We start from the raw sequence: 16,607 nt of genomic DNA, 5'->3' as shown, positions 1-16,607 counted from the left end.
CGCTTAATTTTTAAGCACTTTGATAAATTCAGAATTACTATCTGTAGAAATTTTAACCATATACATTCCTTTGGCTAGACTTTCTAAATTAATAAAGTCGGAATTCGTTTTGCCCAATACCATCTTACCGGTAATACTGTAAACTTCTATTTGGTCTAGAGGTTTACTGAAATCAAAATGCAGTATGCCATTTGTTGGATTAGGGTAAACGCTTAAGTCGTTGAAATAGGAGTCTTCAACTGACAGAAGATTGCTGCAATTCTCAGAAATAGAATTCACATTCTCTATGATACCTGTATTATTAAAGCTTAAGCCTGTAAAGCCAACATAATTTTCAGGGTAGCGATGTGCTCTAAACGCACTATTTCCATCTGGGTCCTCAAATTGATTTATATTAGATCCATCTGCAATTGGAATTATATATACCCAGACTACATTACCAGAACCATCAACTTCAGAAATCCTGCCCTTGTCGGTTTCATTGATAAGCGCATTCCCATTAGACATAATTTGCATACCACAACGCGATGAGCCTTGCATTACTTCACCCATTATTGTACCATCATAAGACCAGAAGTAGTCGTTTGGCAAAAACTCTCCTGCCGAAAGACTATATACACCATTAGTGTCATTTTGATCAATGATATGAATAGACGAAGCGGTTAAATCAGTGCCATAGCCATCATTACTAAATGCCGAGATTTTGCCTTCATGTGGTCCATCAGGAATCCATTTAGCATCATGCTGACTGCCTAGTTTACGATCGTTTATAGTACCTTTATCATATACTTCAGGATTTCCCCATCTCCAAAGAAAGTCACCACCCATGCCATATATACCACCAGAATGAGATGCCGCTTCTGCAGTTGTTGTACTATGGTCAATTATATAAATTTCGTGAGTATGTCTTGCAGAAATAATGATTTGATCCAAGTCTTCGTTATAATCTACCGAATTGGTATGTGTATAATCAACAGGATTATTATTATCATAATCCATATGTAACAGTTGTGGGTTATTGGCAACAGAGCCGAAATTAGGTTTGCTACTATCAAACTCTTGCACCATGTGATCGAAAAACTTCCACTCCCACACTATGTTGGCCGAGTTGGTGCCAACGGGTTGTATTTCCACAATTTTATCCAATGCAAAAATAGCTTCCTGAAAAGATGTGTCCTTACCCTGTGCTATCATTTCTGCATTCGTATAAGTATCTCTAACTAATACTAGAAAGTTCCCATTTGGTAAGGGCTCAATATCATGATGGATACTAAAACCTAAATCATTAAAAAAATCAATACTCCACAGAATATTGTTATTCCAATCTCTTATATCTGCATTAAATCTATTAGACTGCAGGATATTCCCATTTTCTAGAATATAAAAATTAGTACTTATTTGGCCTGAGAAATCCCATTGTTTTACAGCTTCACCACAATTATTTATGAGAAACACTCTATCATCAGAAAGTGCATTAAATAATGTATAACCATTTGATTTTTCTAGATTAACGTCATCAAACACTAATCCAACAGTCTCCTGCGTATATGCAAGTTGAACAAGCCCAATCAATAGGGCTACAAAAGTAATCTTTTTCATAGGGCGCTTTTTAAACAAATATAACTAACCTTTATAAGAATTGAAAACTCTGGCCTAATTATAAGATGCATGTTTTCTTAGACGCTGACATCACAATTTCCTAACAAGGATATTATTATATATAATTATAGCTCACATATGTTTTTCTTTTATTCAATTATTATATTCGCAATACTTTTATGCAAAATGACGACGTATATTTTACCATAGCAAAACCTGCTGAGGGAGACATTTATAAAGACAGAAACAGTAAGTTCCTTGGGTTTGCTTTTCCCGTTAGTAGTGAAGACCAGGTAAAATCTCACCTTGAAAACTTAAAAAAAGAGCACTATGCAGCTAGACATTGGTGCTACGCGTATCAAATAGGCACTGAAACGGTAAAATACAGGACAAATGACGATGGTGAACCAAATAACTCAGCTGGTATGCCAATTTACGGTCAAATACAATCATTTAATGTTACCAATATTCTTATAGTAGTAATAAGATATTATGGAGGAGTAAAACTTGGTGTTGGTGGTTTAATAAATGCTTACAGAACAGGGGCGCAATTGGCATTAGACTCTGCAAAAATTATTCAAAAAACTATTAAGACAACTTATCAGTTAAAATTTGAGTATAAAAATCTTAGTAAAGTAATGCGGTTGATAAAAGAAAATCAAGTTGAAATAAACAAGCAGAATTTAGAGCTTAGCTGTTTGTTGGAAATATCTGTCAGAAAAAATGACAGTTTAAAGGTTTTTGAACTTTTTAATCAGTTTTTTGGCGTAGAGATACGTGAATTATAACGAATAATTTTGCAGTTTGTCTAAAAGATATTTTGGACAACGCGTCGGTCGGTTTCGTTTCATATCTATAAACGCCAATATAGTAGATCCAGTTGCCAGTAATTCATCAGATTCACTTCTTAATTCATACTCAAATTCTATTGAGGCCGAAGGCATTTTTTTTAACTTAGTTTTTACTTTAAGCATGTCGTCATAACGTGCTGAATTTTTGTAATTTATAGATAGTGAAATTACAGGCAACATAATACCATCAGCCTCCATGCCACTGTAACTCAGCCCAAATTGCCGTAACCACTCGGTTCTACCCACTTCAAAATAAACAGCGTAATTGGCATGATATACAACACCCATCTGGTCTGTCTCGCCATAGCGCACTCTAATACTTGTTTCGTTAAAATTCAATTATATGCTTGTGTTTAGGAAAAAATTTGTAATTTTCAAATGTTTTAAACATGAGGAAAAATTTCTTAAAATTCAACAGATATTGATTTTTTTTTTAAGAATTTTGTTCACATATTTGTCGTGTTCAAAACTGCAAGAGAATCCTAGTTCTCTTTTTTTTTGCTAATCTAACTAACAACAAATAATTTAACTTAACGAATGGAGATCACAGCGGAATCTGTATGGAGTAATTGTCTCGCCTTTATAAAAGATAATATACAACCACAAGCTTATAAAACGTGGTTTGAACCTATACAAGCTGTAAAACTTTCTGGAAATGCGTTGAGCATTCAAGTCCCTAGTAAATTTTTCTACGAATGGTTAGAAGAACATTACGTTAAAATTTTAAAAGTATCGCTTACTAAAGAACTAGGTGAAGACGCAAAACTGGTTTACGTCATAAAGATGGAAAACACTTATGGCAACAAGCAACCGTTTACAGAAAAGATCCCTAGCTCAAACAGAAGTGCTGTAAAATCTCAAGATGTTGATGTCCCTTTTGATAACAAAAGTCCTGAGTTAAAAAACCCTTTCGTAATTCCTGGAATTAGAAATGTAAAAATTGAATCTCAATTAAATCCTAGTTATACGTTTGAAAATTTCCTAGAAGGAGATTCTAATCGTTTGGCAAGAAATGCAGGAATTGCAGTAGCCAACAAACCAGGAGGCACTTCTTTTAACCCGTTGTTAATTTTTGGTGGTGTCGGTTTAGGAAAAACACATTTAGCGCATGCTATTGGCGTGGACATCAAGGACAAATATCCTGAGAAAACGGTTCTATATATTTCTGCTGAGAAATTCACACAACAATATATAGATTCAGTAAAAAAGAATAATAGAAATGATTTTATCCATTTCTATCAAATTATAGATGTGCTCATAATTGATGACGTACAATTCTTATCTGGTAAAACTGGTACCCAAGATGTGTTCTTCCATATCTTCAATCACTTACACCAAAATGGAAAGCAAGTTGTTTTAACTAGTGATAAAGCACCTGTGGATATGCAGGATATTGAGCAGCGCTTATTATCTCGTTTTAAATGGGGACTTTCTGCCGAATTACAAACACCAGATTTTGAGACTAGAGTTTCTATTCTTAAAAACAAACTTTATCGGGATGGTGTGGAAATGCCAGAAGAAATTGTTGAGTATGTTGCGAAGCACATCAAAACCAACGTAAGAGAGCTTGAAGGCGCTATCATTTCATTGATTGCGCAATCTTCTTTCAACAAAAAGGAAATTACAATAAACCTTGCCAAGGATATCGTAGAGAAGTTTGTAAAAAACACCAAACGCGAAGTGTCCATAGATTATATTCAGAAAGTAGTTTCTGATTACTTCCAAATGGACGTAAGTACTTTGCAATCTAAAACACGTAAACGTCACATCGTACAGGCTCGTCAATTAGCGATGTTCTTTGCTAAGAAATATACTAAAGCCTCATTGGCTAGTATAGGCTCACAAATTGGTCAGCGCGACCACGCTACAGTACTTCATGCCTGCAAAACAGTAGATAACTTATCTTCAACTGACAAACAATTTAGAAAGTATGTTGAAGATTTGGCTAAAAAATTAGCGCTCTAAACCCAAATAGAATAATGACTCGTATACTTGTGGTGTGTCTCGGCAATATATGTCGGTCGCCCTTAGCACATGGTATCGTAGAATCAAAGCTTCCTAAAGACAGTTTTTATGTTGATTCAGCTGGCACGGCAGCATATCACATAGGCAATAGCCCAGATCATCGCTCAATCAAGGTTGCCAAAACACATGGCGTTGACATAAGTGGACAGAGTGCAAGGCAATTTAGGGTTTCAGATTTTGATACCTTCGATTATATTTACGCTATGGACGCTTCTAATTATAACAACATTATCAGTCTCGCCAGAAATAATGATGACATTGGTAAGGTGAAACTGTTCCTAGAGGAGAATAATTCAGTTTCCGATAAAAATGTTCCTGATCCTTATTATGGAGACATAAGCGATTTTGAGTATGTTTTTGATCTTTTAGAAGCCACTTCAAAAATACTTTCAGCTAAATTAAAAGAATAATCAACTGTAACGGAATTCTTACCTCTGCTCTATTTTTTGTATCTTAGTGTCACAACTTTCTTAAAAAAATGATATGAAAAACATTACCATACTTATATGTTGCCTATGCTTCGCCTTAGGCAATGCGCAAGATTTAGAATTGGAATTATTCGCATCTGGACTAGACAGACCTGTTAATCTTAAACATGCTGGAGACGATAGATTGTTTGCTGCTGAGCAAGACGGGATCATTAAAATCATTAATGCTGATGGTTCTGTAAACACTACACCGTTTTTAGATATTGAGGCGCGTGTAGAAAGTGGAGGGAGTGAAGAGGGACTTTTAGGTTTGGCCTTTCATCCTAATTATGCCACAAACGGTTATTTTTTTGTTAATTACACCAGAGACGTAGTTGGACAGACTGATAATGAAACTGTGGTGTCCCGATTTACCCGTAGTAGTACGGATCCATCACAAGCAGATCCTAATTCTGAATTGATAATCCTCACATATACACAACCATTCACAAATCATAATGGTGGTGAATTGCAGTTTGGCCCAGATGGTTACCTGTACATTTCAAGTGGAGATGGAGGTTCTGGAGGCGATCCACAAGATAACGGTCAAGATTTAGGAACTTTACTAGGTAAATTATTACGTATAGACGTTAATAATTCAACTATGTCTAACCCATACGCAATCCCTACAGACAATCCATTTGTTGGTACTGCTGGTGCTAGAGGAGAAATATGGGCCTATGGGTTACGTAACCCATGGAAATTTTCCTTTGACCGTCTGAATGACGATATATGGATTGCTGATGTAGGGCAAAGCGCAAGGGAAGAAATAAACAATGCTCCATCAACTTCAGCAGGCCTCAATTATGGCTGGAGATGTTATGAAGGCAATAACACCTACAACACATCTGGTTGTCCACCTATGAGCTCTTTAACATTTCCTGTAGCCGAATATGCACATTCTGGCGGTAGGTGCTCAATTACCGGAGGATACAGATACAGAGGATCAGAATTTCCTGGTTTTAATGGATTGTATTTCTTCGCAGATGTTTGCACCCAAGAAATAGGTTATATAGAATTTGAAAACGGAACATGGAACTCAACTTTTGAAGGGTTTTCAGGAAGTTTGGTCGCTTTTGGGGAAGACATCAATGGAGAACTTTATATATGCTCTCTTGGAGGGGACATTAGTAAACTGGTGGATAACTCACTTAGCACGGAAGATTTTGATTTGAACAATGTTGCTGTTTATCCCAACCCGGCAGAAAATGAGATCACGATTGATTTTTCATCAGTGAATGCTACCATAAAAAGTGAAATGACAATCTTTGATTTGCAAGGTAAGATTATAAATAGTAAAAATAAAAGTTCTGATGCGGTTCAAAAAATCAACACATCGCAATTGTCGCAAGGTCTATATTTATTGCAAATCCGTGCTGAGAACGGAGAACAAATAACCCATAAACTTGTTATACAGTAATGAGTAAGACAGTTGGTAAGCTATATCTCATTCCAACACGTTTAGGTGACAATCCGCCACTAGAGGTGTTACCTATTTCAATAAAAAAAGTAATCGAAGATATAGATTACTACATCGTAGAAAATGAAAAAACAGCAAGGCGTTTTATAAAACGTATATCACCAGGTAAATCCCAGCCTAAATTAAAACTAAGCATACTCAATAAATACACTACGGAAGCTGAGCGCAACACTTTTTTAAATCCATGTTTAGATGGTGAGTCCATAGGGCTGCTCTCCGAAGCTGGTTGTCCTGCCATTGCAGATCCTGGGTCTGACATTGTAAGTTTGGCACATCAAATGAATATAAGAGTGGTGCCTTTAGTTGGTCCGTCTTCAATTATAATGGCACTTATGGCTTCTGGGATGAATGGTCAAAGTTTTTGTTTTAATGGGTATTTACCAATAGATAAAGGTGAGCGGAAGTCTAAACTAAAATCTTTAGAACGATTATCATCCGAACATAATCAAGCACAGATTTTCATTGAGACACCATACAGAAACATGAAAATGCTTGATGATTTGTCTAGTGTACTTCAACCTCAAACCAGAGTTTGCGTTGCTTGCGATTTAACCCTACCTACTGAATTTATAAAGACAATGTCTGCCAAAGATTGGAAACACAACAAAGAAGATCTACATAAGAGACCAGCTATTTTTATTATACAAAAAGATTAAAGTCTGGCTTTAGCTTTTTTATTTGGCTTAATTATAGAAGTATCGTAACCAGAAAACTTTTTCATATAGTATTTAAGGGTTGAACCATAGGCATCAGCAACATTATTGCCACCATAGCTTCTAAGAAACTTTTTAACACTACCTGGTCCTGCAAGATGAGCAGCAGCCAAAATACCAGATTCGGTCACTTTTACACCAGCAATAAATTTTCCATCAAAACGCTTAATATCTTTTCTTAAAATCCATTTATTACGCGCCGCATTAGCAATAAATGCTTTTTCTTGCAATTCTGGATTGTATAAAAATTGATTTGGGTTGTAGATTCCAATAAGTTTCAACGTTTCGGAACCAAACTGATACTTACCCAAATAACCTAATGTATTTACTGTAAAGTAATTACCTCTAGACTCTTTAAAAGCCAATGCTTCTTTAAAGCCTTCAAAAGATTTACCCAAGTGAGGTGAGAATATATTTGACTTAGATTCCTTTGAAAAATCTGCCATTGCCAATTCTGCAGAAATATTATAATCTAGCTCTAACCCTTCTGTAGAATACAACTCTGTATTAAGAGTAGAATCTGGATATAATCCCATTGCAACTAATAAACAAATTGCAAATGGTAATAAAAATTTTTTAATGCTATTCTTTGTCATAACAGCTAATTTTAAACTAGCAAAACTTTCCCCAAAAGGTCTTACTAAATTCGCGTGCAAATATACGACATTTATTTAAATACTGAAAATCAACCGATTAACAGTTATTAATACTTGTTAAAAGTAGAAATAATACATCTTTAGGCGACCTTCACTATTTAACTCAATTGCTGGAAAAGGAATCTTAATTACGTTAAAAACGTCGAAAATGGTTTTTAAGACGTTGGAATTTGTCTTAATTCGGGTTAGGTCTATATCTAAACTCAGGTAGTATTGACGTGTTCTATTTTGGTTTAAAAACAAAGGATCATTAGGATCACCGGTTAACATTCCATCTGCGCCATAACCAAAAGCTAAATTTAACCAATTTGGAATATAATCTGTTTTAAAAAAGGAATTGAGATTGGCACTCAACCAATAAGTCTGACCATTATAGTCTTTTAAAAATTCTTCAAACAAACCATTACCTAATTTATCTGGTCGTTGTTTGGCAAAATCCGTACGATGGAATGAATATTTTAATAGTATCCTTTGTTCCTTCCAAAGTAATTCTTGTCCAACGTAAAGCCCAGTACCAGTAACATTTGCAGCCATATCCGTCCATGAAAAACCCCATTCTTCAGAAAAGCCATCCATAACCTCTACCGCTGTTAAAAAACCCAAACCTAAAGTTGAACCAAATAACAACTGATCTTTTTTGCTAATACCAGCCCAATTGAGTGTATTAGCCCCTATTCTGCCTAATTGATATGATGAAAACACATGACCAAATTTGTCCATCTGCAACCATTCGCCACTGTCATTAATGGTTTTAAAGCTAGAACGAGGATAATCTGCATACCACAATTGGTCTAAGCCTATGAGAGCTAAAGTCGCCAAAGAACTTTCAGAAATGATAACAGCATTGCGTCTTGGCTTGTTTAAAGTATCACTTGGCTTTAGAAATTGATTGAGTTTAGATTGTGAAAAGAGTGAACCTGAAACGCAACATATAAAAATGATATGGAATTTTGCCCATTTCAAACTTATCTATTGATACCTTGTGACGATAAATACCTTTGGTATTCCCTCGCATTATTGTTATGCTGAGCCAAAGTTTTAGCAAACTTATGGTAACCAATACGCTTGGCATCTGCCGCAAAATAAAGGTAACTATGCTTTTCAGGATTTAAAACTGCCTTTATCGCAGATAAATCTGGCATGGCAATAGGTCCTGGTGGTAAACCTCTATTTTTATAGGTATTATAAGGTGAATCAATTTCTTTATGAATATTCAACACACGTCTAATAATGGTGTTTTTATATTGTGGTAATTGATAAGCTGCAAATTTTAGAGTTGGGTCTGCCTGTAGCGCCATGCCTATTCGTAATCGGTTGAGATACACTCCCGCTACTCTTGGCTGTTCGTCAGCTTGTTTAGATTCCTCATGTACAATAGAGGCCAAGGTTATAACTTCATTGGGTGTAAGGTTTAATTCTTCAGCTTTAGATTTTCTATTGTCGTTCCAAAATCGGTTGTATTCTTTTAGCATCTTATCCCTGAAATTTTTTGCAGAGGTATTCCAAAAGAATTCATAACTATTTGGTAAATACATGCCCAATGCTGTAGCTCGTGTAAATCCATTTTCTCTTAAAAAATCCTCGTCTGTCATAGCATTGATTAACGACAAACTATCGGCTTCAATCTGTGTGCTGATTCTTCCCGCTAAATCTTCTAAACTGTTCTGATTGTTGAATGCTATTTTAAGAGGTAGGTTTTTACTTCTAATTGAATTAATAATTTCGTTATTATTCATTCCTTTTTCAATCGCAAAACGCCCAGCCTTTATATTTGAAGTGTATTTTTTTTGACGCGCCAAAGCATCAAACGTTTCGATATCATCTAACAAAGGTTCTAATTGCTCTCTTACTTCAGAATATCTTGCATTGGTAGGTACATAGATATAGGCAGTTTCATTGTTAAAAGCGGTATTGGGCTGAAACATTGCTCCATAAATATAATAGGCAATGACTGCAAAAATCACCAAACCGATTAAGGCTATTGCCCATAGTATCTTTTTTATATACATGTGTTACTCTTTAATGTTTTGTAATATATACACGTTAGAGAACTGCTTTCCATCAAAGTTCCAGTCCTTTTTTAATCCTATTTTTTTAAAGCCGCTACCTTCAAACAGTTTTAAACTGGCTTCATTGTTTTCTGAAATATTTGCAAACACCTGATGCAAATGAAGCGCTTCAAAACAGTAATTCACCAGTATTTGCAGTGCTTCCTTACCATAGCCTTTGCTCCTATTAGGCTCATCTTTAATTAAAATTCCTATACCTGCACGTTTGTTTTTAACGTTGAAATCAAAAACGTCTATCAGACCAATTGTATTGTCATCATTTGTGCATATAGCTAAACGCAATTGTTTGGCTTCATAAATATCTTGCTTGGCATTTTTGAGATATTGCTTAATCAAAAACCTAGAATAGGGTGTCTGAGTATCGCTTAAATGCCAAAGTGCAGTATCATTTTCAACCTTGTGTACAAATTCCAAATCCTCTGGTTCCAAGGCTCTTAAATAAATATGTTCGCCTTTTAATCTTACCATTCTATCTTCCCCTTAAAAACTTGTGTTGCAGGCCCAATCAACCAAACGTTGTTATACCCTTTTTCATTGTTTTCAAACTTCACCCTTAGTTCGCCTCCTAGTGTTATTAGGGTTACTTCATTACTGGTTGTTTTACCTTTTTTGTGCATAGCTAGTGCTACTGCAGTGACTCCCGTTCCACAAGATAAGGTCTCGTCCTCTACGCCACGCTCGTAAGTTCTTACAGCAAACTTGTTATCAGATATTTGTTCAACAAAATTCACATTACTTCCAGCTTTACCATAAGGCTCTCCATATCTAATAGTAGAACCACAGTTCTTCACATCAAAATTTTCAATATCTGATACCATTTCTACATGATGAGGAGAACCTGTATCTAGAAAAAGGTGTTTTTCATATACTTCAACGGTGGTTACATCTTGCATTTGTAAATGTACAATGTCCTCTTCAATGCTTGCTTTATGCAAACCATCTATAGCGTAAAATTCTGCTTTACCCTCAATGATGCCCAAGAACTTTGCAAAGGATGTCATGCAGCGACCACCATTACCACACATACTGCTCTCATTACCGTCAGAATTATAATATACCATTTTAAAATCAGAATTTTTGTCATTTTCTAGCAGGATGAACCCATCCGCACCAATGCCAAAACGTCTGTCACACAGCTCTGCAATGCGTTTGGTATTATTTTTGTCGATTTCTAGTAAACGATTATCAACTATGATAAAGTCGTTTCCGGTGCCTTGATATTTGTAAAATGTTATTGCCATATTCTGGAAACAAATATAAGAATAATAGCAAGGAAAATAAGGTGTTAAAACGTCGTTAAAGTTGGCGTTAAATAGTCGTTAAAATGGAAAATGAAATTCAATAAATATCTAACTTTAAACGTTAAATAGTTAAACATAAACCCTATGAAATTATGAAGAAGATTTTAACTTTAGTATTCGTTTCGGCATTAGGTGGCCTGCTGACTTTAGGAGGTTACAAACTTTTTGTCGAACAAGAAGATAAGGAACAATTGGCCGTAGAACAGGTTTCTGATTTACCAATATATGTTCCTACAAATACAACTTTAAATAACTCACCTAACATAGCTCCTAATTTTGTCGAAGCTGCAGAAAAGTCAATTGATGCAGTAGTACACGTTAAAAATACGGCAATTGTCTCTGCACCAATGACCATGCAAGATTTATTTTTTGGTCGTAATTCTCAGCGTGCACAAGTAGGTACTGGTAGTGGAGTAATTATTTCACCTACAGGATATATTGTTACCAATAATCATGTTATACAGAATGCCAACGAGATTAGCATTACTTTAAACAACAACAAGTCTTACATGGCGGAACTAATCGGTACGGATGAAGCTACCGACATTGCGCTTATTAAAATTGAAGCAGATGAAGATTTACCATTTATGGCATTTGGTGACTCGGACAATGCAAAAATTGGCGAATGGGTCTTGGCTGTTGGTAATCCTTTTAACTTAAATTCTACCGTAACCGCAGGAATAATCAGTGCAAAATCTAGAGATTTAAGTGGTAGAAATCTTCAGTCTTTTATACAGACTGATGCTGCTGTAAATCCAGGAAACTCTGGTGGTGCTTTGGTTAATACCAATGGAGATTTAATTGGCATTAATACAGCTATTTCCTCTAGGGATGGTTCTTACATTGGCTACTCATTTGCTGTGCCTAGTAACATTGCCCGAAAAATTGTGAACGATATCATGGAGTTTGGAAATGTTCAAAATGGAATTCTTGGCGTGCAAGGATTTTCATTAAATGGAAAATCAGCAGAACAAATAGGAACCGATATTACCGAAGGCTTTTATATTAGTGAAATTACAGAAGATACCGGAGCTGAGAAGGCCGGATTAAAATCTGGGGATATTATAAAAAAGATTGATGGAGTGGAAATTAATAAATTCTCTGACCTCTCTGGTTACTTAAAGACCAAAAGCCCAAACGACATTGTTGATGTTACATTAATCAGGGATGACAATGAAAAAGTGGTGCCTGTAACACTATTAAAGAATTCTATTCTAGAAATTCCTACAATTGGTACAGTTAAGAATATTCCGAAAAAAGAATTAAAAAAATATGACTTAGACTACGGATTAAAACTGACCAAATTATCAGATTATCCAGAACTGGAATCCTATTGGAGAAAAAATGGAGTTGAAGAAGGCAGTATTGTCACCCAAATTAACGGTAAAAAATTATATTCGGTGGATGATGCTCAAAACGCACTTAGAACTCGAAAGTTTAATGACCCACTTCAAATTGAGGTCATTAATAAAGAAGGCGAAAAAGTAGTTTACAATTTCAGATAAATCAATCAAAAATTAAATCTGAAAAACCCTTTAAGGAAATATTCTTTAAAGGGTTTTTTATTTTCGGTAAAAAGCGTTACGAAAACGTTTGAAATATGTATTTTTGCGCAAAATTTAAAAACCACTAAACCAAAACAAAATGGGTTTTAACGACACTTACGAAAAAGAGTTAGCGTTTCAAGCAGACCGTCGCAGAGCAACGGTTGAGTTTATAAAAACTATAAGCGACCTTTGGTATGACAATTCCATTGAGCTTGTATTATTCAGAAATCAATTAATTGATAGAAAGGTGAGCGAAATTTTAAACTTGCACGAGTATGCAGGTGAATTTGTTCAGAAGCCAATTTCTATTTTTGATTCTGTTGAGATTGCTCAAGCCATCAAAAAATTAAACTTACCACCAGCAAAGTTAGATATTGGTAAGTTAACATATGAATATCACTTAGAAGACCAAAAGTACGACAATGCCACAGCATTTGTTTCTGCCAAATTGGGAGAGGCAAAGAAAAGAAAAGCCATTGAGCCAAAAGATGTTATACTTTATGGTTTTGGTAGAATTGGTCGCTTGGTAGCACGTGAGTTAATGACACGTACTGGCAAAGGCAATCAATTACGATTAAGAGCTATTGTAACACGTGGCGAAATCAATCAAACGGTTTTAGAGAAACGTGCTTCACTTTTAAAAAACGATTCTGTACACGGAGATTTCTCTGGTACCGTAAGTGTTGATGTAAAAAATAGCGCACTTATAATTAACGGAACTACGGTTAATATTATTTCAGCAAATGCGCCTGAAGATATAGATTACACCAAATATGGCATTGATAAAGCTTTAGTGATTGATAATACTGGAGCATTTAGGGACGAAGCAGCTTTAGGTAGACATCTAAAGGCTAAAGGTGTTAGTAAGGTTTTATTAACAGCACCAGGAAAAGGAGTACCAAATATTGTACATGGTGTAAACCACCTAGAGCACAATCCTGATAAAGTAGATATCTTTTCTGCCGCATCTTGTACAACAAACGCTATTACTCCAATCTTAAAAGCAGTCGAAGATTCATTTGGAGTAAAATCTGGTCACTTAGAGACGATTCATGCTTATACCAACGATCAAAACTTAGTGGATAACTTCCATAAAAAATACAGACGTGGTAGAGCCGCAGGTTTAAACATGGTTATTACCGAAACCGGAGCTGGAAGTGCTGTAAGCAAAGCTTTACCAACTTTAGAAGGTAAACTAACCTCTAACGCCATTAGAGTTCCTGTACCAAATGGATCATTGGCAATTCTAAATTTAGAATTAGAAAATGAAACTTCTGTTGAGAGCATGAATACCATCATGAAAAAATATGCTCTTGAAGGAGACTTGGTAGAACAAATTAAATACGAAATGAGCGACGAGCTTGTGTCTAGTGACATTGTCGGAAGTTCTGCACCATCTATCTACGATAGTAAAGCCACAATTGTAAGAGGTGATGGTAAAAACGTTATCTTATATATATGGTACGATAACGAATATGGTTACAGTCATCAGGTTATTAGACTTGCGAAATATATTTCTAAAGTAAGACGCTATGCTTACTATTAGATCTTTGTGAAAAAGAAAAAAGAAGAAAATCTTGTCTAACGGCAAGATTTTTTTTGTTTTATACGGGATGAATTTTGAAATTTACCTGGTATTCAACGCAACCATTTAGGACAATTCGCATCTATTAAGAAACTAAACCTCTCAATTTAATTATGAAAAAATTCTTTTTGTTGCTCACGGTGACATCCTCTTTACTTTTTCAGGCCTGTATTGGCTGGGGAAGTGATGATGCTGACGATATTGACCCCTTCCCTACTGGTTCTTATGAACCAGTGATTATGCAGCGCTCTGACTTTGAAGCTTCAACTATTCTAGAAAACACTCCAAGAACTATCGAAAACTCAGGCAAAATCTATATTAAGGACAACTTCATTTTTGTTAATGAAGTTAATCAAGGTTTTCATTTAATAAATAATACCGATCCTACAAATCCTGTAAATATTGGTTTCATTAAAGTTTTAGGCTCTTCAGATTTAAGTATTAAAGAAGATGTGTTTTACGCCAATAATGCAACAGATTTAATAGCTTTTAAAATTGACGAAGCTACAGAAACGTTAACCATAACAAAGCGTTTAGAGAATGTATTTCCTCAGATATGGTCGCCAGAAGGTGTTATATATTATCCGATAGAGGACAATGAAGTTATTGTAGATTGGGAACTTATAAACTAACAGCCATGAGAAAAATATATACAACTATAATTATAGTATTGGTCTTATTAGGCTGTAGCTCAGATAGCACATCGTCTAACGACACTAATACATTTTCGGAAACAGGACAAGGAGGCTCATTGGCTCGATTTGCACTTTATGTGGACTATTTATACGTCGTGGATGACTCTAACCTCAATGTATTCAGTATTACGGACAGGGAAAACCCAGTACAGGTTAATACGGTACCAATTGGGTTTAATATAGAAACACTTTTTAATTACAAGAACTATCTTTATATGGGTTCTAGAAACGGTATGTACATTTATAATATTGACAATCCGGAAACACCAACTTACATGTCAGATGTACAGCATTTTACAGCTTGCGATCCCGTTGTTGCTAATGAAACCCATGCCTTTGTTACTTTACACACTAATATTGGCTGTGGTGTAAATATTAATGTCTTAGAAATTTATGATGTTACGGAAATCACCAATCCAGTATTAGTGTCCTCTAGAAACTTAACACGACCTATTGGTATTGGGCTCTATGGAGATTATTTATTTGTATGTGATGATGAAGTTAAAGTGTTTGATGTTTCAAACCCAGAAGAATCTGAACTAGTGACATCTATTGACGTTAACAGTTTTGATGTCATCATTAACAATGGTATTTTAGTCTTAATAGGAGAAAACGGATTGTACCAATACAGTTTAGACAGTAGTGATATTACAAATATCAATCATTTAAGTACTATAGACATCTAAAAAGATATTCCTTTCGTATATAATTAGCCTCTCGGAAATGAGAGGCTATTTGTTAGGTAATTATTTATGATATGCACATAAATTCATTATCTTGGCACCTTAATTAATCTTATACAACCAAAATTATTTTAAGATGAAATTCTTAACCAAAGTCGCTGTAATTCTTATAGTTACATTTAGCCTACAATCTGTAAATGGACAAACGAACAATAATGATGCTGAAGAACAGCTATCATTAAACAGCGGTAATATAGATAGCCAGTTTGAGTATGTTTTTAGAAAGTCTGGAAATTTTAAAGGCACAAACGGCCAACCTTACGAAGCCGTTAAACAGGCTTGGCTTTTAAAACTAAAAGCTAACGTATTGGATTCCCTAAAGACAACCTATAAAGAATTAGAGAATTCTGAAAACACCGTTGCTAATCAGGCCAAAGAAATTGAAGACCTACAAGCAAAGCTTGGTAATACGCAAACGACTTTAGACCAAACCAACGAAGAAAAAAACAATATGGCATTATTGGGAATGCAGACCAGCAAAACCAATTACAATATTATTATGTGGACGATAATTGCAGCACTTACAGCATTCTTACTATTCTTTATTTATAAGTTTAAAGGCAGTAACTCTGCAACGCGAGAAGCTAAACATAAACTCGAGGAAGTAGAGACTGAGTTTGAAGAGCACAGACGAAATGCCCTAGAGCGCGAGCAAAAAGTAAGGCGTCAGCTCCAAGATGAGATTAATAAGAATAAGGCATAATATATTGTCACATTGAGCGCAGTCTAAATGCAAATGAAATTAAATCACTAATAAAACTATATTTTAAATCCGTAATTTTAATTGCGGATTTTTTTATTGTTAATGGTTATATAAAGTATTAAGTTTACCTAAGAATTACTATACTCTAGAAAAACAAAATCAATCAATTATTA

17 protein-coding genes are annotated in these 16,607 nt (G+C 35.1%); 10 read left to right on the top strand and 7 right to left on the bottom strand.

Features of this window, described 5'->3' with window-relative positions; all coding sequences use genetic code 11:
- Nucleotides 1-3 precede the first annotated feature (3 nt).
- On the bottom strand, nucleotides 4-1,599 hold the full coding sequence (locus ACQ65V_RS10775) for an aryl-sulfate sulfotransferase (RefSeq protein ID WP_430467888.1): 1,596 nt from the start codon (nucleotides 1,597-1,599) through the stop codon (nucleotides 4-6).
- Between the two features lie 179 nt (nucleotides 1,600-1,778).
- On the opposite strand from ACQ65V_RS10775, the gene ACQ65V_RS10770 reads away from it, so the two are divergent.
- Entirely contained in the window at nucleotides 1,779-2,387 is a 609-nt protein-coding gene (locus ACQ65V_RS10770) for an IMPACT family protein (RefSeq protein WP_430467887.1), read from the top strand.
- Here the strand turns inward: ACQ65V_RS10770 and ACQ65V_RS10765 are convergent.
- Complete coding sequence (locus ACQ65V_RS10765; protein WP_430467886.1) at nucleotides 2,382-2,789, bottom strand: acyl-CoA thioesterase; 408 nt, start codon at nucleotides 2,787-2,789, stop codon at nucleotides 2,382-2,384. The genes ACQ65V_RS10770 and ACQ65V_RS10765 overlap by 6 nt on opposite strands.
- Nucleotides 2,790-2,987: 198 nt before the next feature.
- Here ACQ65V_RS10765 and dnaA point away from each other — a divergent pair, with 198 nt between their 5' ends.
- The 4 genes from dnaA to ACQ65V_RS10745 all read left to right on the top strand — a co-directional run bounded on the left by dnaA (nucleotide 2,988) and on the right by ACQ65V_RS10745 (nucleotide 7,078).
- Nucleotides 2,988-4,415, top strand: coding sequence for a chromosomal replication initiator protein DnaA (dnaA, locus tag ACQ65V_RS10760; protein WP_155087171.1), 1,428 nt, complete (start codon nucleotides 2,988-2,990; stop codon nucleotides 4,413-4,415).
- A 14-nt stretch (nucleotides 4,416-4,429) separates the two neighbouring features.
- Nucleotides 4,430-4,885 (top strand): low molecular weight protein-tyrosine-phosphatase, encoded by a 456-nt coding sequence (locus ACQ65V_RS10755; RefSeq protein ID WP_430467885.1) that lies wholly within the window; start codon nucleotides 4,430-4,432, stop codon nucleotides 4,883-4,885.
- A 73-nt stretch (nucleotides 4,886-4,958) separates the two neighbouring features.
- Entirely contained in the window at nucleotides 4,959-6,362 is a 1,404-nt protein-coding gene (locus tag ACQ65V_RS10750; RefSeq protein WP_430467884.1) for a PQQ-dependent sugar dehydrogenase, read from the top strand.
- Nucleotides 6,362-7,078 carry an SAM-dependent methyltransferase gene (locus ACQ65V_RS10745; protein WP_155087168.1) on the top strand — a complete coding sequence of 239 codons (717 nt, stop codon included), beginning with the start codon at nucleotides 6,362-6,364 and terminating at the stop codon, nucleotides 7,076-7,078. Before ACQ65V_RS10750 ends, ACQ65V_RS10745 begins: the two co-directional genes overlap by 1 nt.
- On the opposite strand, the gene ACQ65V_RS10740 is transcribed toward ACQ65V_RS10745, so the two are convergent.
- The 5 genes from ACQ65V_RS10740 to dapF form a co-directional block, all read right to left on the bottom strand.
- Nucleotides 7,075-7,731 (bottom strand): peptidoglycan-binding protein LysM, encoded by a 657-nt coding sequence (locus tag ACQ65V_RS10740; protein ID WP_155087167.1) that lies wholly within the window; start codon nucleotides 7,729-7,731, stop codon nucleotides 7,075-7,077. The genes ACQ65V_RS10745 and ACQ65V_RS10740 overlap by 4 nt on opposite strands.
- 117 nt (nucleotides 7,732-7,848) lie before the next feature.
- Nucleotides 7,849-8,754: a DUF2279 domain-containing protein gene (locus tag ACQ65V_RS10735; RefSeq protein WP_430467883.1), complete on the bottom strand. Its 906-nt coding sequence runs from the start codon at nucleotides 8,752-8,754 to the stop codon at nucleotides 7,849-7,851.
- A 2-nt stretch (nucleotides 8,755-8,756) separates the two neighbouring features.
- Entirely contained in the window at nucleotides 8,757-9,800 is a 1,044-nt protein-coding gene (mltG, locus tag ACQ65V_RS10730; RefSeq protein ID WP_430467882.1) for an endolytic transglycosylase MltG, read from the bottom strand.
- 3 nt (nucleotides 9,801-9,803) lie between these two features.
- Nucleotides 9,804-10,328, bottom strand: a complete 525-nt coding sequence (locus ACQ65V_RS10725) for a GNAT family N-acetyltransferase (protein WP_273292610.1) — start codon at nucleotides 10,326-10,328, stop codon at nucleotides 9,804-9,806.
- Nucleotides 10,322-11,101, bottom strand: a complete 780-nt coding sequence (gene dapF / locus ACQ65V_RS10720; protein WP_430467881.1) for a diaminopimelate epimerase — start codon at nucleotides 11,099-11,101, stop codon at nucleotides 10,322-10,324. The genes ACQ65V_RS10725 and dapF overlap by 7 nt, the downstream gene beginning before the upstream one ends.
- Nucleotides 11,102-11,253: 152 nt before the next feature.
- On the opposite strand from dapF, the gene ACQ65V_RS10715 reads away from it, so the two are divergent.
- The 5 genes from ACQ65V_RS10715 (at nucleotide 11,254) to ACQ65V_RS10695 (ending at nucleotide 16,434) form a co-directional block, all read left to right on the top strand.
- On the top strand, nucleotides 11,254-12,666 hold the full coding sequence (locus ACQ65V_RS10715) for a S1C family serine protease (RefSeq protein WP_430467880.1): 1,413 nt from the start codon (nucleotides 11,254-11,256) through the stop codon (nucleotides 12,664-12,666).
- A gap of 139 nt (nucleotides 12,667-12,805) precedes the next feature.
- Nucleotides 12,806-14,254, top strand: a complete 1,449-nt coding sequence (locus tag ACQ65V_RS10710; protein WP_412561177.1) for a glyceraldehyde-3-phosphate dehydrogenase — start codon at nucleotides 12,806-12,808, stop codon at nucleotides 14,252-14,254.
- A gap of 152 nt (nucleotides 14,255-14,406) precedes the next feature.
- Nucleotides 14,407-14,925, top strand: coding sequence for a hypothetical protein (locus tag ACQ65V_RS10705; RefSeq protein WP_430467879.1), 519 nt, complete (start codon nucleotides 14,407-14,409; stop codon nucleotides 14,923-14,925).
- 5 nt (nucleotides 14,926-14,930) lie between these two features.
- Nucleotides 14,931-15,674: an LVIVD repeat-containing protein gene (locus tag ACQ65V_RS10700; protein WP_430467878.1), complete on the top strand. Its 744-nt coding sequence runs from the start codon at nucleotides 14,931-14,933 to the stop codon at nucleotides 15,672-15,674.
- 133 nt (nucleotides 15,675-15,807) lie between these two features.
- Complete coding sequence (locus ACQ65V_RS10695) at nucleotides 15,808-16,434, top strand: tRNA (guanine-N1)-methyltransferase (protein WP_430467877.1); 627 nt, start codon at nucleotides 15,808-15,810, stop codon at nucleotides 16,432-16,434.
- Nucleotides 16,435-16,607: the final 173 nt, after the last annotated feature.

Source organism: Winogradskyella ouciana (assembly GCF_965284585.1).
In the GTDB taxonomy this organism is placed as follows: domain Bacteria; phylum Bacteroidota; class Bacteroidia; order Flavobacteriales; family Flavobacteriaceae; genus Winogradskyella; species Winogradskyella ouciana.
The sequence above is the reverse complement of the archived record's forward strand: the minus strand, read 5'-3'. Positions and strand labels throughout refer to the sequence as shown.